This is a genomic window from Fischerella thermalis PCC 7521 (genome assembly GCF_000317225.1).
GTDB lineage: Bacteria > Cyanobacteriota > Cyanobacteriia > Cyanobacteriales > Nostocaceae > Fischerella > Fischerella thermalis.
Genome location: NZ_AJLL01000101.1, coordinates 41,489 through 59,808 on the forward strand (window position 1 = coordinate 41,489; position 18,320 = coordinate 59,808).

Annotated in this window: 16 protein-coding genes and 1 pseudogene; 5 read left to right on the forward strand and 12 right to left on the reverse strand. The window is 39.7% G+C overall.

Annotation, left to right across the window (positions count from 1 at the left end; translation table 11 throughout):
• The first annotated feature begins 12 nt into the window (after positions 1-12).
• Positions 13-144, forward strand: a complete 132-nt coding sequence (locus UYK_RS27635; RefSeq protein WP_257998913.1) for a hypothetical protein — start codon at positions 13-15, stop codon at positions 142-144.
• 186 nt (positions 145-330) lie between these two features.
• Here UYK_RS27635 and UYK_RS0122025 read toward each other — a convergent pair whose 3' ends face one another.
• From UYK_RS0122025 to cysE, 7 genes are all read right to left on the reverse strand, one after another.
• Positions 331-882 (reverse strand): (2Fe-2S) ferredoxin domain-containing protein, encoded by a 552-nt coding sequence (locus UYK_RS0122025; protein ID WP_026086555.1) that lies wholly within the window; start codon positions 880-882, stop codon positions 331-333.
• A gap of 116 nt (positions 883-998) precedes the next feature.
• Positions 999-1,202 carry a putative nitrogen fixation protein NifT gene (gene nifT, locus UYK_RS0122030; protein ID WP_009456970.1) on the reverse strand — a complete coding sequence of 68 codons (204 nt, stop codon included), beginning with the start codon at positions 1,200-1,202 and terminating at the stop codon, positions 999-1,001.
• 12 nt (positions 1,203-1,214) lie between these two features.
• Positions 1,215-1,493, reverse strand: a complete 279-nt coding sequence (locus tag UYK_RS0122035) for a nitrogen fixation protein NifZ (RefSeq protein WP_009456969.1) — start codon at positions 1,491-1,493, stop codon at positions 1,215-1,217.
• Complete coding sequence (gene nifV, locus UYK_RS0122040) at positions 1,480-2,613, reverse strand: homocitrate synthase (RefSeq protein WP_009456968.1); 1,134 nt, start codon at positions 2,611-2,613, stop codon at positions 1,480-1,482. The genes UYK_RS0122035 and nifV overlap by 14 nt, the downstream gene beginning before the upstream one ends.
• Before the next feature lie 411 nt (positions 2,614-3,024).
• Positions 3,025-3,225 (reverse strand): DUF2949 domain-containing protein, encoded by a 201-nt coding sequence (locus tag UYK_RS0122050; RefSeq protein ID WP_009456966.1) that lies wholly within the window; start codon positions 3,223-3,225, stop codon positions 3,025-3,027.
• Between the two features lie 46 nt (positions 3,226-3,271).
• Positions 3,272-3,523, reverse strand: a complete 252-nt coding sequence (locus UYK_RS0122055; RefSeq protein WP_009456965.1) for an Asr1405/Asl0597 family protein — start codon at positions 3,521-3,523, stop codon at positions 3,272-3,274.
• Positions 3,524-3,627: 104 nt separating this feature from the next.
• Positions 3,628-4,347, reverse strand: a complete 720-nt coding sequence (gene cysE / locus UYK_RS0122060) for a serine O-acetyltransferase (protein ID WP_009456964.1) — start codon at positions 4,345-4,347, stop codon at positions 3,628-3,630.
• 532 nt (positions 4,348-4,879) lie between these two features.
• On the opposite strand from cysE, the pseudogene UYK_RS27840 reads away from it, so the two are divergent.
• A pseudogene (locus tag UYK_RS27840) lies at positions 4,880-4,966 on the forward strand (ABC transporter ATP-binding protein); the annotation flags it as partial.
• Between the two features lie 18 nt (positions 4,967-4,984).
• On the opposite strand, the gene tsaB reads toward UYK_RS27840, so the two are convergent.
• Positions 4,985-5,629: a tRNA (adenosine(37)-N6)-threonylcarbamoyltransferase complex dimerization subunit type 1 TsaB gene (tsaB, locus tag UYK_RS0122065; RefSeq protein WP_026086556.1), complete on the reverse strand. Its 645-nt coding sequence runs from the start codon at positions 5,627-5,629 to the stop codon at positions 4,985-4,987.
• Between the two features lie 149 nt (positions 5,630-5,778).
• Here tsaB and UYK_RS0122070 point away from each other — a divergent pair, with 149 nt between their 5' ends.
• A complete protein-coding gene (locus UYK_RS0122070) occupies positions 5,779-6,063 on the forward strand; it encodes a DUF427 domain-containing protein (RefSeq protein WP_009456962.1) in 285 nt (94 codons plus the stop codon).
• A 60-nt stretch (positions 6,064-6,123) separates the two neighbouring features.
• On the opposite strand, the gene UYK_RS0122075 is transcribed toward UYK_RS0122070, so the two are convergent.
• Both UYK_RS0122075 and UYK_RS0122080 read right to left on the reverse strand, forming a co-directional pair.
• Entirely contained in the window at positions 6,124-6,885 is a 762-nt protein-coding gene (locus UYK_RS0122075; protein WP_009456961.1) for a PIG-L deacetylase family protein, read from the reverse strand.
• 157 nt (positions 6,886-7,042) lie between these two features.
• A complete protein-coding gene (locus tag UYK_RS0122080) occupies positions 7,043-7,909 on the reverse strand; it encodes a glycosyltransferase family 2 protein (RefSeq protein ID WP_026086557.1) in 867 nt (288 codons plus the stop codon).
• Between the two features lie 370 nt (positions 7,910-8,279).
• Here UYK_RS0122080 and UYK_RS0122085 point away from each other — a divergent pair, with 370 nt between their 5' ends.
• Positions 8,280-9,569: an APC family permease gene (locus tag UYK_RS0122085; protein WP_016872175.1), complete on the forward strand. Its 1,290-nt coding sequence runs from the start codon at positions 8,280-8,282 to the stop codon at positions 9,567-9,569.
• Positions 9,570-9,638: 69 nt separating this feature from the next.
• Here UYK_RS0122085 and UYK_RS0122090 read toward each other — a convergent pair whose 3' ends face one another.
• Positions 9,639-12,521 carry a methyl-accepting chemotaxis protein gene (locus UYK_RS0122090; RefSeq protein ID WP_016872176.1) on the reverse strand — a complete coding sequence of 961 codons (2,883 nt, stop codon included), beginning with the start codon at positions 12,519-12,521 and terminating at the stop codon, positions 9,639-9,641.
• Between the two features lie 978 nt (positions 12,522-13,499).
• Positions 13,500-16,373, reverse strand: coding sequence for a GAF domain-containing protein (locus UYK_RS0122095; protein WP_016872177.1), 2,874 nt, complete (start codon positions 16,371-16,373; stop codon positions 13,500-13,502).
• A gap of 678 nt (positions 16,374-17,051) precedes the next feature.
• Between UYK_RS0122095 and UYK_RS24470 the strand changes: the two genes are divergently transcribed.
• Positions 17,052-18,320 (forward strand): tetratricopeptide repeat protein (locus UYK_RS24470; RefSeq protein WP_235182371.1); only part of this gene is annotated, 1,269 nt, incomplete at its 3' end.

Sequence of the window (18,320 nt, forward strand, 5' to 3'; positions counted from 1 at the left end):
GATAGGGAAAAGTTGCGATCGCTTGAATCACTGGCAAATGTCCTGGCGGTGCATTTGCTCAGACAAGACTCTGCCCTCAAACCTCGTCTTTCAGTTTACGAAGGTGGCTTAAGAGAGCGTCAACTTTCGCAAGTGTTGGAGTAGACCCATAATCCATCGGTGTTTATCGGTGTACATCTGTGTTCGTTCAAAATTTCATCCCCTTGTTGTGAGCAATTGACCTTGGAGTTCTAGCTTGAAATGAGAAATTTTTAGTTTGAAACTTAAAACTTGTGGTGGGTTACGGCTAAAGTCGTAAACCACCCTACTGGTTATTTGGGAATAGGACAATTAATCCAGACTTGATATTAAATGATTTTCTAACAAAGAAGCGATCGCTTCTGGATGCACTTTTTTAAATTCTTTTTGACCAAGCTGCAAAACACAGTTGGGTGCGCTGTTACAACATTTTAAACAGCCTGTTTGTTCAATAGTTACTTTATCTTGCAATCCACGCTCACATAAAATCTTTTCTAATTTGGACAATAAACCTTTACCACCCCGTTTGCGACAACCAGATTTTTGACATACTAAAATTTTGGCTTTAGTTTTTTGAGGATTTTTTTGATTGGGACAAACCCCCAATGGTTTCACTCCATAAACTTTAAATTTGATTTTACCAGTGTGGGTATTTAACTTGCTCAGACCAAATACCTGTAAAAGTTCGCCGGGTTGCAAGTTTGCACCTAGGTATGCACGCAATTGTTTCGGAAGTTTTAGTTGTACTTCCCCAGATGCGATCGCTAAACGCAAATATTTATATTCTCGTGATGAATCACCCAAAAAACCAAGGAATTGTCCTTCTAGATGAAATTCTGATATTGTTAAGTATTTGCCGCCCATTTTATCAATTTGTTGGTGGTTGATTGTTGATTGTTGGTAGATGATTGTTGGTTGTTCACAAATAAAAATTACTGATTTCAAACAACAAGGAACAAACAACAAACAACTCTAATTTTTTAAGCGAGACGTTTTGCCTCAAAAGTTTGGGGTAATACCAATGGATCTGGTAGGTTAGGAAAGGCTAATTCCCAGCCATTCGCCAAAGTAAAAATTTTACCCTCAGAGCCTTCTGTTTCTTTTACTACTTCTTCTTCGAGATCTTTTTTGGCAACGTAAACAACTAAATTACCAGCGTTATTTCTACGTAGCATGACTTTCATAGTTCTACTTTCCTATTCTAAATCTTTGGATTTTTCTACTAGTTCCAGTTCTTTTTTGCGGCAACCAACAATAAATCCAGTCTGAAGAAAATGTACTGCATAAATATAGGATCTTTGTAAAAATGAGCCTATACTCACAACGTAACCAATATCTCCTTTTTTACCGAGAATAGTCCCGATTTCTTGACCAGGAAAAGTCCCATCATTTTTGATTTGTTTACGGAGTCGGACTTTATCACCGATGTCAAAAGCAGGCGGATCGTATAGTTCAACTTCATCATCTGATTGCATGGGAAACCCTCTGTTCGTAAACTAAATGCAAAACTTCTTGAGTGGTGAGACTGCGTTTTTTCTGAATAGACTGTTGTCGGACTGCATCTAATACAGATTGGGTTTCTTCTGTATTGAGAATAATGCCGTATTGCTGTAGCACATTAGATAGTAAATGTCTACCAGAATGCTTACCCACTACTAAACGCCGTTCCCAACCGACTTCTTCGGGTGCAAATGGTTCGTAGGTGGTAGGATTTTGCAGTACGCCGTGAGCATGAATACCAGATTCATGAGCAAAGGTATTTTCACCAACAATTGCTTTCCAAGGCGGGACACTGCAACCAGACGCTGCTGCTACTAGGCGGGATAGTTCTAATAAACGTGGTGTTTCAATACCGACATCGATACCATGAATGCGTTTGAGAGCCATTACAACTTCTTCTAAAGCTGCGTTTCCGGCTCTTTCGCCTAATCCATTAACTGTGGTATTTACTGATGAAGCTCCAGCTTTGATACCAGCAAGGGCATTTGCAGTCGCTAAACCGAAATCATTGTGCGTGTGGATTTCCACAGGGATCAGCAAAGCTGCAACCAGCCGATTCACTTTTGTATAGGTGCTGAAGGGGTCAAGAACTCCAACTGTATCGCAGAAACGAAATCTTGATGCACCCCATTCTTGGGCATAATGGGCAACATCAAAGAGGAAGTTTTCATCAGCACGAGAAGAATCTTCTCCTCCAACTGCAACCCAAAGACCTTGATCGACAGCAAAGCTGATACTATCTTTGAGTTGTTGCAAAGTTATGCGCCACTGACCATGAAATTTAGCGGCGATTTGAATTCCAGAGACGGGAATGGAGATGTGCATTCTTGTCAAACCACAAGCCATAGAGGCTTGAATGTCTGAAATCACAGCCCGATTCCAACCTAGCAGTTTAGCAGACAAACCCAACTCAGAAATTGCTGCGATCGCTCGCATTTCTGATTCACCCATCGCCGGAATTCCGACTTCGATTTCGTGAACACCGATAGCATCAAGAAATTTGGCGATCGCTACTTTTTCTTGTAAATTAAAGGCAACACCTGCCGCTTGTTCGCCGTCACGCAGAGTCGTGTCATTAATGAGAACTTTATTCATTATCAAAATACCTCTAATGAAGTGTGAAGGATGAAGGATGAACTATAAAATCTAAATTCTTGTTTTCATTCTTCATCCTTTAGCCTTTAGCTTTGAATTTTCATCCTTTGTCTTTCATTCTTTAGCCTTCATCTTCTATCATCATTCTTACCCAACTATAATTTTGCATTCTGTATGACATCAAACCAGGAATTGGTATAAATTAAGTATTCTTTTCTTCAGGATGATTAGGGATTTCAGTGAATAGCATATAACTGATATAAGTCTTTGCTATTCCTGATACAATCAATAAACTAAATCCAGCAATTAAAGTGGCAATCATGGCGTTATCCTCAGTAGTGAAAATTTCAAATCTAAAAACTAAAAGAAGTATTTACTTCTTTTGAATTTGTAATAATTAATTTGATTCTCTTAAGCTTGCTCTTCCAACCAATCAAAAATCCGCTCCAACTGCTCTATATCAACTAAACCGTATTGCCAAAGCAGCATTGGTAATGGTCCATTTTCTAATTCACGTTTTCGCAGAGCTACAGCGATATCGCCACTCGAAAGTTCAAGCTCATTCTGCAAAAAATCAATAAATTTTACATCACTTTGACAGTTAGCTATCATAGAAACTTTAACAAAAACGTGAAGTTTAAAATACTTGGTAAAATCATCACAACTGCCAGCATCGTTCTAGCCAATCAATTAATTCTTGACGAGAGACTAAAAATTGCTTAACGATACTGTGAACAAGAATGACTGTGAGACAATTATCTACCTGCACCCGTAAAGAACCATCAGGGTGACACAAACAGGGAATCATTAACTCCTGTAAGCGGCGATAAACTTGCCAGCGATCGCTTAAAGGAATCTGCACAATATAATAGTGATTGCCTAAGGTAGAAGAAGTATAAGGTGGTAACATTTATTTGGTTTATTTAGTTAATTGTTAGTAGTTAGTAGATAGTGGTTAGTAGTTGGTAGTTGATTGTTGGTTGTAACAAACAACAAATGACAATTGACCATTGACTATTTGACCTTTGACTGTTGAGTTTTAAGAATTTGCACTTGTTGTTCAAGTTGTTCTATGCGTTCAAGTAAAGAACGAATGATGGTTGCTTCTACATCCGGGAGTTTACCGTGTTCTAGGGGAGAGAGGTGTTTACTTTGTTTATGGGAAATATTGCGTCCAGGAATACCCACCACAGTGCAATCATTAGGAACATCTCGTAACACCACTGAACCTGCGCCAATCCGGGCCCCTGCACCAATGGAAATATTGCCCAAAACCTTTGCACCTGCTCCCACGACAACGTTTTCACCCAAGGTAGGATGACGTTTACCCGTTTCTTTACCAGTTCCACCGAGAGTAACACCTTGATAAATCAAGCTGTAGTTTCCGACAATAGCAGTTTCACCAATGACAACACCCATGCCATGATCGATAAATACTCCCTTACCAATTTCTGCACCTGGGTGAATTTCAATTCCTGTCAAAAATCGCCCTAAGTGAGAAATCAAGCGAGGAAAAAAAGCTATCTTGTGACGGTATAACCAGTGGGCGAGGCGATGCAAACAGAGTGCATGGAATCCGGGATAGCAAAACAGCACCTCTAACCAATTGCGGGCAGCTGGATCGCGCTCAAAAATAATGCGAAAATCACTCCACAAAGGTTCAAAAATGCCATTTGTACTATCTGGTGTTTTGGCAGTATTTGAATTTTGAATAGGGTTTAATGTCTGTTGCATCGGTAATGCTCTGAGTAAAAGCAGTGCGCTATTTTTCTGCTTATACCAGACCCTTGCTTAGGGGACAGTGCAACCGATGGCGATTGGATTTATTGAATTAATTAAGGTTGTACTCAAGCACGCTTATCCCCCATTTAATGGAAATTTAAAATTTTTCTGGGGGTAGGGGTGCTAGTATTTTTAGACTGGGGGTTCTAGTATTTTTGGGCTAGGGGCTAGGCATTTTGGTACTCAATCTCTAGCTCTTTGCTTGTAAGACTTTGCAAAGATTTAAGCAATATATTTTTGCATAACTTAACGTGTACTCACCCGCGCGAAAATCTGCGATCAATAATATTAAGAGTAGAATTTCTGTATATGGAAATACTATTAAAACTTTATTATTTTGTTGGCGAAAAGACAAGATAGCAATATTTTTGGCGTTGCTGAATCAAGATATGAATTTACAATTCACGGGTATGACCAGACGTAGTAGAGACGTAGCATTGCTACGTCTCTACAAAAATGTATGCACACATAATTCATGACCAAATTCAGCAACGCCATATTTTTAACTACCCATTTTTTAGAAGAAGCCGACAGTTTGTGTAACCGCGTGACAATTATAAACCGGGGTCAAAATCAATCGGGTGGAGTGCTACACATCAACAGGATGCTGACCATAAAAAGGAAGTGCTTCTGACCAATGGAGACGCTTTCCTATTTGCCAGTCTAAATACGCTAGCTGCAAAATACTTGTCACTGTTGCAGCTAATTCTGATTTTGCTTCAATCAGCTGAACATCGCTATTCCAGGATTCTAACTTTTTCTGCCATGCCTGTGGTGTCAATACAGTATCTGGTACCAAGGCTTTTAACCCCAAACCATCAGGTGCAGGTTGGTAGATAGCAGCAAAAATTTGACCCCTTTGTGCTGGCATTTGCACAGCAATTACACTTGTGCTTGCTTGTGAGAAAGCTACCGCCGCCAATGTGGAGATAGCAAATACAGGAATATTTAACTGTTGTCCTAAAGTCCTAGCAGCAACTACTCCGATACGAGTTCCAGTAAAACCACCCGGACCTCTAGCTACAGCAATAAAAGCCAAGTCTCCCCAAACTTGGGGTTGGATAAATTGTATTAAGTGTTGATGCATGAGACTGGATAGTTCACGCTCTAAATTCCAGATACCAGAACGTGCATCTCCAGCAAAGTTACTGATTGCCAAACCCAATTCAGGAGTTGTGGTATGCAGTGCTAACCCATATTTTTGGGAGTCGAGATGTTCCAATTCAGTAGACAAAGCTGATTTCAATACCAATTTTGCTAGAAATGACTGATTTATTCTAATCTGAAAATCAGGCAGAAGGCAGTCCCGACGAAACAAGTTTCCCAGCCACCGGCAACAAAAAGCATAATTATATATGTAAAGTTTATTTGCGTTCTTGAGTTATGCCAAAAGCAATTTGGAATGGTGCTGTTCTAGCTGAAAGTAATGATACTGTTGTTGTGGAAGGCAACCATTACTTTCCCCCTGACTCGATTAATAAAGAGTACTTCAAAGAGAGTGACACTCATACCACTTGTCCTTGGAAAGGTGTTGCTAGTTACTACAGCGTTGAAGTTGATGGACAAGTTAATAAAGATGCAGCTTGGTACTATCCCACTACTAAAGAGAAAGCAAAACAGATTGAGGGTTATGTTGCTTTCTGGCGGGGTGTAAAAGTCGAATCTTAGTATAATAATGACACCAACCACTTAAGTTGGTGTCATCGAATTTATTCTTGATTTGTAAAATTAACTTTTAAAAAATATTTCAGTAGGTTTAAAAAATCGCCCAATAAAGCTACGAGCAAAGATGTGATGTTGAGAACGATAAACTTGGAAAGCTCGTTGTTTTTTTTCTAGTACAGATTTGATAGATACCACATAAGACTGACCTAGCTTTTCTAAATTTAGCCGAAAAAGCAGCAATGGCATTCCCCAAAATAACCAAACTGTATATTGAAAAAGTTGAACTTTGATTCCAGACTTGTTGAGTGCATCTTTCACCAAATCATAAGTAGCCTCATGGTCTGGGTGTTTATCTTTTTGATGAGGAACATAGATTTCCTCTGGCTGAAAGGACTGCAATATTTGCACTAACTGATTAATAGTATGCAGTTGCTGCTCATCAGATATTTGCCGTAATTCACCATCTGGCTGGTCGATAAAGTATATGTCTGATGATGGGACACCCAATATATTTAATGCTTCTTGGGCCTCTTGCTTGCGGACTTGAACTATATCCTCGGGTTTAATGTCTAAATATGATTTATGTCCATCGGTGATAAAAACAACTTTGACCGGAACTCCAAGTTCACGTTTAAGAGCAATTAAGCCACCACAGCCTAAAGTTTCATCATCTTGGTGAGGAGAAAACACCAATGTTGATTTTTGAGTTACTGTTAACGGTTGACTTTTTTGAGGTAAAATCCAATCAAATAATATTTCTGCTTGAATAAATTGCAATATATTTGATAGCTTTCCTTGTAGAAAAGAAATTTTTTGTAGGTACATAATACAGATTAAGTAAAAGATTAGTTTTCAGGAAGATACAGTAGAGATTTAGTATACCTAAACCTCTACTCATTGAATTTGAAGTCTATTCAAAGTTTTCGCAACACAGCTAGGGACAATTAAAATTCTGTTTATAATATTGAAATTCGAGGGACATCTAGATTGGTAAATATTGATACTTAATACAACCCCACAATTGCCCTCCCCGCCAAGCCAAACTCATTAACCATTTAGCTAAACTTTCTTTGTCCCGGATTTGCAAAAGTAGAATTTGTATGGTCAAGGTGAATGAGGTTTTTAAAAAAGTTTTCCATGACACCATTTGAGGCATACCAAGTGGTCGGTGTTTTTTATACACTAAAATTACACCTTTACCCACAGCCCAACTGCGACGATATATACTAGCTAAATTACCACGTAAGCGGATATAAGCGATCGCATCCGGGACGTAGTGAAGTTTAGTTCCTAAATAGTAAGCTCTCCAGCAATAATCTACATCTTCGCTTTGGTATAAAGCTTCATCAAAACCACCAAGTTTTTCATGAATGGCACGTTTGATACCCAAATTGCCGCTACCTGCAAACGGCAGGTAGTAGGTGTTTTCCATGATCCCAGTACCATTTTCCAATTGGTAACACTTTACTACCCAAGTATAACTTAGCTTGTTGTAATCATTATGACCAGTAACAAAGTCGTTTTTTGCAAGTGCTTCCCCCATGGCTGCTAACCATCCAGGTGCAACCTCATCATCAGCATCAATAAATAACAGTGACTCACCTTGGGCAGCTTTTGCACCAATATTACGAGCATGTGATGCTCCTTTGCGGTCAGATGCATCGACAATGCGGAGATTGGGTATGCGTGTTTGATATTGTTTTACTATGGATGCTGTATTGTCAGTGGAACCATTATCAGCAATAATCACTTCCCACGGCTGTGACCATTGTTGGTTTGCAAGTGCTTCCAGTTGCACACCTATAGTCTCTGCTGCATTCAAACACGGTATAATTACGCTTACTTTCATCATAAAGTAGTAGTCTCCTCTATTGACATCTTAGATAGATAAAAATCTACCTAAAGCTAGTTGATATTTATTCATGCCTACCTATGTTCCTAGCAAAATAAGGAGGCTTGAAAAATGCTTATATTGGTAGATATCCATACTTAATACAACCACGTAGTTGTCCTCCCCGCCAAGTAAAACTCATTAACCATCTAGCGAAACTTTCTCTATTACGGATTTGTAGAGACAAAAGTTGCAAAATAAAAATGACTGATTTATTCTCTGGCAGTCGGGTAGGTGCAAGATAGGAGCAAACGAAAATATCGAATAATAGAAATATCTGCTAACGTTCCTGTAGTGGCCTAATCTAGACAAAGAGATAGGAAAAAGCATGTCTGTAGGCAATTCACAGCCACAATTGAAACGAGAGTTAGGGGTGTTTGGCGCTACTGTCATGGGACTAGGTTCCATTATTGGTACTGGTGTATTTGTTAGTATTGGAATTGCGGCTGGAATAGCTGGCCCTGCGGTGATTTTAGCTGTGGCAATTGGGGCGATTGTCGCCATTTTTAATGGACTCAGCAGCGCCCAACTAGCAGCAAATCACCCCCTGAGTGGTGGTAGTTATGAATATGGTTATAAATATCTGACTCCTAGCTTCGGTTTTACGGCTGGCTGGATGTTTTTGGTGGCAAAGACAGCCTCTGCTGCTACTGCTGCTTTAGGTTTTGCTGCTTACTTATTAAATATTTTGGGTATAAATTCTGACTGGGTAGTTCCGACAGCTTTTTTGGCTGTGGTGGTGATGACACTGATTGTCTTAAATGGTATTCGCCGTTCAAATTTTGCCAATATCGCGATTGTATCTGTTACTATTTTATCTTTAGGGTTTTTGATTCTGGTTTGTCTTCCCAGTACGATTCAACGAGGGAGTGAGAACTTTACACCTTTTTTTACAGGTTCGCTAGCTGATGTTCTCCATGCTAGCGCCCTGATGTTTGTTGCCTATACTGGCTATGGTCGCATTGCTACCCTGGGAGAAGAAGCGCGATCGCCAAGACAGACTATTCCTAAAGCGATGATAGTTTGTCTTGCGGTGACAATGCTGCTTTACATAGCAGTGGCGACAGTTACGATTGGGGCTGTGGGGGTAGATGTTTTAGCTGGTGCTATCCAGCAGACAAAGGCTGCGCCATTGGAGGTGGTAGCCCGGGATGTAACTGGTGTCGGCGGTGCGTTGGTGCTAGCCATTGGAGCAATGACAGCGATGTTGGGTGTACTGCTGAACTTGATTCTGGGGTTATCCCGTGTATTGCTAGCGATGGGACGTCGCCACGACGCCCCCAGATTTTTATCACGTTTGAACCAACAACAAACTACTCCCTATTGGTCTGTAATAGTAGTGGGAGTAGCGATCGCTCTTTTGGTTCTAGTTGGTAATGTTAAGACAACATGGTCTTTTAGTGCTTTTAGCGTCCTGATTTACTACGCAATTACTAACTTGGGCGCTTTAAAACTGAATTCCCAAGAACGACTATATCCCAGATGGATAGCTTTTCTGGGTCTTTTATCTTGCCTGTTCTTAGCATTTTGGGTAGAATCCTCAATCTGGCAAGTAGGTTTAGGATTGATTGTTGCTGGATTAATTTGGCATAAGGTAAGGCAAGGGGTTAGTTGTTAGTTGTTTGTGGTTACAATTTCTCCCCTGTCCTCCCTGTCCTCCTTGTCCCCCCTCCAATCCCCAATCCCATCACTTCACTTTAAATTTCTCCACAGTTGCTTCTAATTCCCGAGAAATTCCTACGGTTTCCTGCAATGATTGAGAAATACTACGCGAGGATTCGCTAGTAATTTCTGACACTTGAGAAATTTCTGTGATTAATTTAGTCACTGCTTGGGATGTTTCTACTTGAGAAACTGTCGCTTGGGAAATTGATTGGACTAACTCATCAATTTCACGAGAGACTGTCAGAATTTGATTGAGGGAGATTTTAGCATCTTCTACGATGCGAGAACCTTCGACTACCTGGGTAGTTCCCTGTTCCATTGCTTTGATCACTTCGTTAGTTTCTCGTTGAATATTTTCGACAATCTGCTTAATTTCTTGAGTGGCGTCAGAACAACGGGCTGCTAATTCACCTACTTCTGTTGCAACCACCATAAAACCCCGGCTGCTTTCACCAGCCCTAGAAGCTTCTAGCCCAGCGTTGACTGCTAGCAAGTTGGTTTGCACAGCAATTTCGTTAATTAAAGAGACAATTCGAGAAATTTGTTGGGAAGAATCGCCAAGACGTTTGACTTTTTTGGTTGTGTCGTCAATTGTGGAGCGCAAGTTAGAGATTTTTTCTACTGTCAAATCCATTGCTATCTCGCCTTTTTGAGCAGTATGAGAAGCGGTGTGAGCAATTTGCGCGGCTTTTTGAGCATTATCTGCTACCTCTGCAATAGAAAGTGTCATGCGTTCGACACTATCAAGGGTACGGTTGATTTCCACTGCTTGTTTGATGGCTTCTTTAGCGAGTTGGCGAATTGCGCCTTCGTTTTCTCCAAGGGCTGTATTCACCTGAATTGCCGATGTTTTAACTTTGGTGACTATTTCTCTGAGGTTCTCAACTATACAGTTGAAGAAGTCTGCAACTGTACCAATTTCCCCGTGGGTAACTTCTGCGTACACTGTTAAATCACCTTTGGATGCGCCTTCTACTTCCCGCAGTAGTTTAATGATTTGCTGTTGCAATGCTTCTTTTTGTTGGCTTTGTTCGATTGCGAGTAATTCTGCACGCGAACGGGCTTTTTCGGAGTGTTCCAACACGTATGCTTGTTCTAATGCATAACCAATAGGAATTGCTACTTGCTTAAACAAATCGATTTCTGATTCTTGCCATTGGCGGGGACTAGAACACTGATGAGCTATCAGTAAACCATATAGCTTATTGTTGAGCAAAATCGGTGCGACTAAATTTGCTTTGACTGCAAAGGCTTCTAGTTGAGCAATGTGACATTCGGTTAAACCTACTTCATAAATATTTTCTATTGCTTGGACACGACCTTTTTGATATTTGTCAATGTAGTCTTTTGCAAAACAAGGATCTGCAATCTCTGCACCCAAAGCGCTTGGCCATTCATCATCAACGCACTCAGCTACAATTGTTCCCAGCCAATTTTCATCAAAGCGGTAGATAACGACTCTATCTACTTTGATGACTTCTCGCATGGTTGTGACTGCTACATTCAAAATTTGGGCAGTGTTGAGCAATCCGCGAATCCGCAAATTGATACTATTGACTTGTTTAGCAATCTTGCCTTCATTTTCTTGCTGGTAAGCTTTTTGAGCAATTGTTTCTGCCATTTGATTAAAAGCTACAGCTAATTGCCCTACTTCGTCGTTCGTGTAAATCCTGACTCTTGCAAAGCGATCGCCACTAGTAAATTTTTGGATTGCGTCTTTGAGTTTTTCGATTTGTTGAACAGTAGTCCGCTTAAATATATACGTCCAAATTCCAATCACAATTAAAGCAATAACTGCTGCTAAGGCGTAGTGCAATCGATTTTGTCTAACTAAAGTTTGCAGTTCAGTTTCTTTTGTGATCTGCACTAAAATAGCCACTGGCTCACCTGTAAGTACAGGGGTATTTCCTTTCGCTGTGGTAATAGTGATGTTGGGAATTGCTTTTGCTGCGATCGCGTAAGGTTGTTGATCAATAATTATTTGACCGGTGACAATTTCACCTGAACGTACTGCTGCTTGTGCAAGTATTGATTTATTAGGTAAATCTAGATTTGCTATAGCTTTAGTTAAGTCTGTTTTATTACTTTTAGCCAGGCTTGTAGCGAGAGCAAATTCCCCTGCTCCTTTATTTATGTAAACAGCGCTGTAAGCATTAAGTTGTGCATTATTCTCTTGTTCGTTCACTACATCCCCAGCCACTAAAACTCCAATCACTTGATTATTTTCTCGGGATTTTACAGGAGTTAAAGCATAATTCATCAGAGCATCTTGATTAGATAAATCACTGCTCATCAAAGGCACTTGTTGACTTAATTCTGAGGAGTTAATTACGGTGTGAGCTTGAATTTGTCGAGGATTTTTTAATACCTGACTGACTAAGCCTTGGGGGTCAAAAACTTTAACTTGATACTTGGATTTGCTAGCAGCAATTATCTGTCTATCTATACTAACTAAGGCGAGATATTCTATATTTAAATTCTCAGCTTCATTTCTGAGAATTTGTCTAACTCTGGTGTTGTGATTTTGCTTATACTGATCAAACTGATTGTCTAATACATCAAGTTCAGCGGCATTAATAATAGCAGCATTATTTGCCTGATTGTGCAAATTAAAGTTGACTTGATTTAATTTAATATTATAATTTAAATCTGCAATATCGAGTTCTGACTTTGCCTGTTTCAGTGATTGGCTTTGAAAACTGCGATTCATGATTACAGTTGAGTTAATACCCAAACCTACAATCAGACTTAACTGAGAAAAAATTAAAACCGTCAAATTCTTGCTGCTGACTGGCAGACTTATAAATCGCTGCCAGAGAGATTTGTGTTCTTTTGGAGTAGGTGTTGCATGTGTTTGTCCGGATTTAAAAATATGTTGGTAATTACTGCGATCAATTTTCAACATTGCTCGTGTTTCTCAAGTAAACTATCACTACTTCATGAAGCTGGAGATAATTTCATTCATCAATTAAGTTCAGATTCCAGAGTTTCTACTTTTCAAAAGAAATAATCTACAACATTTATTAAGTCTTGTAATCAATGTAAATACAAAAACAAAATATTGTGTTTTTCTTTTCCTGTTGCTTTGATAAAACTGAACAAATATAGATGAATGCAAGACTAACTAAAACGATTTCAGCCTATTCAGCGACATATTATTCCTCACTAAGAGCATGGATATCACACTCAAATCAAAGATTTGAGCTACCAACTCTTAAACCAACTCCTCAAATCAGCATCTATGTGCTAAGGAATCTTCTGCCGAGCCAAAGTAATCGAAACTATACTTGAGGGAAACACATAATTAAGCAACAAGTAGGCGCACCTGATTTTTGTATTTTTTAGCTGTGTTAAGCTTTTATTTTGTGCTTAAAGTTAATTAAGTATCATTTTACATGAATTTTGATTGTAGAGTATTTTTGAAATTTTTTGCAAGTGTTTTATAAATTGTTTTTCTTAATAATTCAATTTCGCAGTAAAAGTTGTTAAATTAACAACCAGTTAAAAGTATAGTTACTGAGTTTATAAAAAGCCAATATGCAATATTAAGTTTAGCTGATAGTTTCATGCTGTCGGCAAACCTGTCAACAGGAATAAACAGGTTAAAATAGCAACATTCTCGGTTTCCATACACAGAACGCAAAATTACACATAAGTTTGCTTACTCAGATCTTGCACCAGAGCTAGGTGCAAGCTATGGTCTCAAAGTTTTGTAGTCAAGATAAAAATGTAGCCTCTTTTCTCTCTAGCTAAATTAATTTGTCACAATAATGGCTACATTTTGATTGATGGTCTTTTCTACGCTTGATTGGTATTACGGTTGACAAGAACCCACTTTGCGTCGTAGCAGTTGGGGTCCGGCTAACCGTCGCCTGGTGCTTTTTCAAGGTTTAGAATAGTGCCGAATTGGAATCTCAATCACAAATTCTGTACCTTGCCCTGGAGTAGATTGGCAAGAGAGTTTTCCCTTGTGACCATCGGTGATTATTTGGTAACTAATAGATAAGCCTAAACCCGTACCTTTACCTATGGGTTTGGTTGTGAAGAAGGGGTTAAATAGACGCGATCGCACATCTTCACTCATGCCAATACCGTTGTCAGCAATGCAAATCCGAACCTGTTGTTCGGCAATCACACGGGTACTAATTTTGATTTGACTGGTGTAATTGTGTTCGGACGATCTTTGGTTGCTTTGTTCTTCTAAAGCATCAATTGCATTAGACAGAAGATTCATAAATACTTGATTCAACTGACCTGGATAACAATCAACCAAAGGTAGTTGACCGTAATCTTTAATGATTTGGATTGCCTGTCGATCTGGTTGTGCTTTGAGGCGGTGGGCTAAAATCATTAGTGTGCTGTCAATACCTGCATGAATATCCACGGATTTGAACTCAGCTTCATCAAGCCGCGAGAAAGTACGCAAAGATTGGACAATTTCCTGAATTCGTTCAGTACCAATTTTCATAGACGACAGTAAATGAGGTAAATCTTCTGTAATAAAATCTAGGTCAATCTTTTTCAGGTAAGTGCGTAATTCTGCGTCTGGTTCTGGATAGCGTTGTTGATAAAGACGAATCACCTCTAGTAATTGCTGGATATACTCTGTAGCATGGATAACATTGGCATAAATAAAGCTGATGGGGTTGTTAATCTCATGGGCAACACCAGCCACCAATTGTCCGAGACTGGACATTTTTTCAGTTTGCACCAGTTGGGTTTGGGTCTGTTTTAGGTCTTCTAGAGTTTTAGTTAACTGCTGAGTTCGCGACTGAGTTTGTTCCAGCAGTTCTGCTTGTTGAATGGCAACCCCTAGTTGATCTGAGATTTGCATCACTAAAGCAATGTCTATATCTTTCCATTGGCGAGGGCCAGAATTTTGGTAAACTGCCAGTAATCCCCATAAATTCTCTGCTTGGAAAATGGGAACAATTACGTACGCTCGGCACTGAAATTGTTGCAGCACTGCTCGATAGCAGTCTGGAAATTTCATAGTATCAACGTCATCAACCCGTTTGACAGCACAGCCTTGGCTAAAATCTCCTCCTTGGGTTTCCTGGAGATAGGTGTCAATGTTGGGGACAGGCGCATCCAGAAAATTACTGACAATACAGTGATCGCTTTGTGATACGTAAGTTTGGATGTCTGTATTACTGGCTTGGGCTTGCCGGAGGCTAGTCCAACTCTCTCCAACAGCCTCGGCAATAAAACTGCCACTCCAGTCCGGATTGAACTGGTAGATGACCACACGATCAACTTGCAACAGCCGATAAACCTCTTCGGTCGTAGTTTGGAAAATTTCACCTAGTTTGAGCGAAGCGCGAATTTTAGCAATTCCGTTGGAAAGAGCTTGTTGCTGTTCTAACAGATGTTGTAGTTCCGCCGTGCGTTCTTCTACCTGTCGTTCCAGATTCGCATTGAGCGATTGTACTTGGCTATAAAGGCGATATTGCTGTACTGCCATGACCAAATGTCCCCCGATCACCTCAGCCAGTTTCTTCTCATTTTCTGTCCAGGGTTTTGCCTGTCCGCGCCTGAGTTCTCGCCAAGTCTCAAATGAGATTTGCGTTATGATTTGCCGGGTGTCGTTGTCACAACGCCCTGCCCATAGCCGTTCTGTTTCAATTTCGTTGCGGAAAATAGTCAGACAGCCGATTGCTTGCTTACCGTAGCGTAAGGGGACAATCAACAGTCCTCGCACTTGGGTAGACTGAAAGGAAGTGACAATTGTGCGAAAGATGGGTTCTTGGTAGATGTCGTTAATTGCCCAGCAGTTAGGATTAGGGCATTCATCCCCAGATAGGTACATTGACTGTGACCACAGTTGTTGTCTCGAATCTTGAGGCGCTGAGACTTTGTAAATCTCCTGATCGGGCGATCGCAGGTATTGTTGCCAGAGTAAATGTTGTTCTATTTGTCGTCCACCACCGTTGACTAGTTCGGTGGGCTGTTCACCATACACGTAAAATTGATCAACTTGATTAGGTGTTTGAGACATGAGATATAGTCGTCCACCGGATGCTTGAAAAATTTCCACCACTGTTTCCAAAGCAGCCTGGAGTTGCACAGTTGGCAACCGATGTAACACAGTGGTCAGTTGATTGATTTTGGCTTCTCTTTCTGCTTGTTCGCGCATTTGGCTCAGCAAAGTTGATTGAGCGATCGCCACTTCAACTTGATCGGTAACAGCTTGAATAAATTGCAGTTCAACTTCGCTGACATGACGTTGCTGGGAGTGATGTGACACCAACAGACCCCAAAGGCGATCATCATGCAGAATAGGGACTACAACCGATGAGCGTACCCCCATTGCTGTTAAATATTCCACATGACAAGGATCAACCGGACGATAACGCAACTGCTGTTCTGGTTCTTGTGTGGTGGATTCATTCAGATTTTCTCTTAAGCTTGCGCCTGTTGTTGTTTGGGTAACTATATCGACAACAACACGCTGACGCGATTTGATAAAGAGTTCACGCGCATAGGGCGGAATATCATCAGCTGGAAAATTTAAACCCAAAAGTGAAGGTAGGCGATCACCATGAATTGATTCGGCGATCACCTCACCACTACCATCAGCATGAAATCGATAAATTTTGACGCGATCGGTTCCTAATAGCGATCGCACTTCTGCTGTAGTCGTTTCTAGAATTTCCTGTAACTCCAGTGACTGGCGAATCCGTAATGTGATTCGATGCAATAAATCTTGACGATGCTGCAATTGTAGGGGGGATTGGGTCTCATCTGTACTTAGCATAGGTTTGTAGTTGGATCAGTCTTACACATAAGATTCCCTATGCTGATGTTTCAATAACATCTGAGTAGATTCATATCTTGCACCAATTTTTCGTCCCGCCAAGAAATAAATTTCTTGGCTCTTAGCTTAAGTCAAATAAATCTGACTAGGAAAGTCTTTGAGTCCGTTTAAAACGGAATTATGCTATTAGACTCGGACTTTATTCCGAGGCGGGATACTTCTCAAAGCTTGAGTGATACAGATGATAAGCAGTGCCAAGTTCCTAAGTCTCAAATCCCAATGCTTATGATTGATATTTAGTCAATAATTTTTTGTAGCTTTTCCTATATACGTAAGTATATTTAAGATTCATAACAAATAACCATATGGTTTTAATTAGCGAGATGATGAAAATATCAATAATCGTGTCTCAAAATGCTTAATAATCATTAATCAAAATTGTCTGACAGATTCTATAAAACAGACGTTTAAAATCAGTCACATAACTTGACAATAGTTTCTATGATATATACCTTATCAAAGCAAGCTCAAGGGGAGGTAGTAAGCCTTTAGGTAAATCCTGGTGTCAGTACAACAGGAATTATTTTCTTGTTTGGCTTCACCATAAAACAGTTTAATCATAGATTTTACAAGTTATCTATTACACTATCTGTTAAAGACAAACTTATTCAATCAAGTTTGCACCGGAAACAAGTTACAGGCGATCGCTTCTCAAAACAAAAAGAGTTACTGAATCTGGGGTTAGCAGTGCAACAGGACAACATCAAAGAATCTAATTCTCCTCACCCATCTATTGTGAAATTGAGTTGGGTTCACCAAGATTTAGTGAATTTGCGACCTTTTATTCGCAGCACCGTCAAATTATTCAAGTTAGCAGACAAAGCTAGTTGCCCAGAAATATTAGTACAAGAGGTGCTGGCGTGGACAGGGGGTCAACCTTTCCTGACTCAAAAGGTTTGTCAATTACTGTGTGAGTATGAAAGTTTTATTGGTGCTGGTGAAGAAGCAGCCGTAGTTGAACAGTTAGTACAAAATCACTTGATTACAAATTGGCAAACTCAGATAGCTGCTGAGCATTTACAGACAATTCAAGATGGTTTGATTGCGAATCCCAGATGTGACTCTATATGGCTGTTGAGATTGTATCAGCAAATTTTGCAACAAGGAGAATTACCAGTACAGGACAGTCCAGTCCAAACAGAGTTATTAAATTTAGGCTTAGTTGTTGAGCAAGAAAATAAATTAAAGATATCGAACCAGATCTACAAATCTGTTTTTAATTTAAGCTGGGTTGACCAACAATTAGCAAACATACTGGAAATTACACCTCCAAGCAGTTCTAGAATGACTTCCGACAACTTATTTCCAGGATCTATACTTAAGGCCAAAAATTTAATTTTTCAACCAAGAGTTTTAATATTTCGAGGTATTTGGATTTTACTAGCAATACTTGGATTCAGCGCCATTTGCTGGAGTTTTTATAAAAATATAGAAGTAAACATTCTTTTTCAAGAAGGAAATAAACTCTTCAATCAAGGAGAATATAAAAAGGCGATCGCTAAATTCGACAAACTTCTCAACATCGATAGCAACTATTATCAAGCTTGGACTAACCGAGGTTATGCACTCGCTGGTTTGCAAGAATATAACAAGATGTTAGAGTCCTGCTCGACTGCTACGATTATAGAACCAAAAGCTGTGTATGCTTGGAATTGTCAAGGAGAAGCACTTTATAATCTCCAGCAATACTATGAGGCTATCTCTGCTTTTGATACAGCGATCGCTCTTGACACCAAAGACCCGATATTTTGGATTAATAAAACCGAATCATTATTAGCACTTAAACAAATTGATACAGCACTGATCACTATTGATGAAGCAATTAACCTGTTGCAAAAAATGCAAAAAGCTAATCCGCAACAAAATATTACCAGAGAGTTAGCAATT

Excerpts from the sequence above, each read along its gene's own strand:
- UYK_RS0122090 (WP_016872176.1), bottom strand. The coding sequence starts at position 12,521 with ATGTTGAAAATTGATCGCAGTAATTACCAACATATTTTTAAATCCGGA.
- cysE (WP_009456964.1), bottom strand. The coding sequence starts at position 4,347 with ATGCAACAGACATTAAACCCTATTCAAAATTCAAATACTGCCAAAACA.
- UYK_RS0122055 (WP_009456965.1), bottom strand. The coding sequence starts at position 3,523 with ATGTTACCACCTTATACTTCTTCTACCTTAGGCAATCACTATTATATT.
- UYK_RS0122080 (WP_026086557.1), bottom strand. The coding sequence starts at position 7,909 with ATGAAAGTAAGCGTAATTATACCGTGTTTGAATGCAGCAGAGACTATA.
- UYK_RS0122025 (WP_026086555.1), bottom strand. The coding sequence starts at position 882 with ATGGGCGGCAAATACTTAACAATATCAGAATTTCATCTAGAAGGACAA.
- nifT (WP_009456970.1), bottom strand. The coding sequence starts at position 1,202 with ATGAAAGTCATGCTACGTAGAAATAACGCTGGTAATTTAGTTGTTTAC.
- UYK_RS0122085 (WP_016872175.1), top strand. The coding sequence starts at position 8,280 with ATGTCTGTAGGCAATTCACAGCCACAATTGAAACGAGAGTTAGGGGTG.
- nifV (WP_009456968.1), bottom strand. The coding sequence starts at position 2,613 with ATGAATAAAGTTCTCATTAATGACACGACTCTGCGTGACGGCGAACAA.
- UYK_RS0122035 (WP_009456969.1), bottom strand. The coding sequence starts at position 1,493 with ATGCAATCAGATGATGAAGTTGAACTATACGATCCGCCTGCTTTTGAC.
- UYK_RS0122075 (WP_009456961.1), bottom strand. The coding sequence starts at position 6,885 with ATGTACCTACAAAAAATTTCTTTTCTACAAGGAAAGCTATCAAATATA.
- UYK_RS0122050 (WP_009456966.1), bottom strand. The coding sequence starts at position 3,225 with ATGATAGCTAACTGTCAAAGTGATGTAAAATTTATTGATTTTTTGCAG.
- UYK_RS0122070 (WP_009456962.1), top strand. The coding sequence starts at position 5,779 with ATGCCAAAAGCAATTTGGAATGGTGCTGTTCTAGCTGAAAGTAATGAT.
- UYK_RS0122095 (WP_016872177.1), bottom strand. The coding sequence starts at position 16,373 with ATGCTAAGTACAGATGAGACCCAATCCCCCCTACAATTGCAGCATCGT.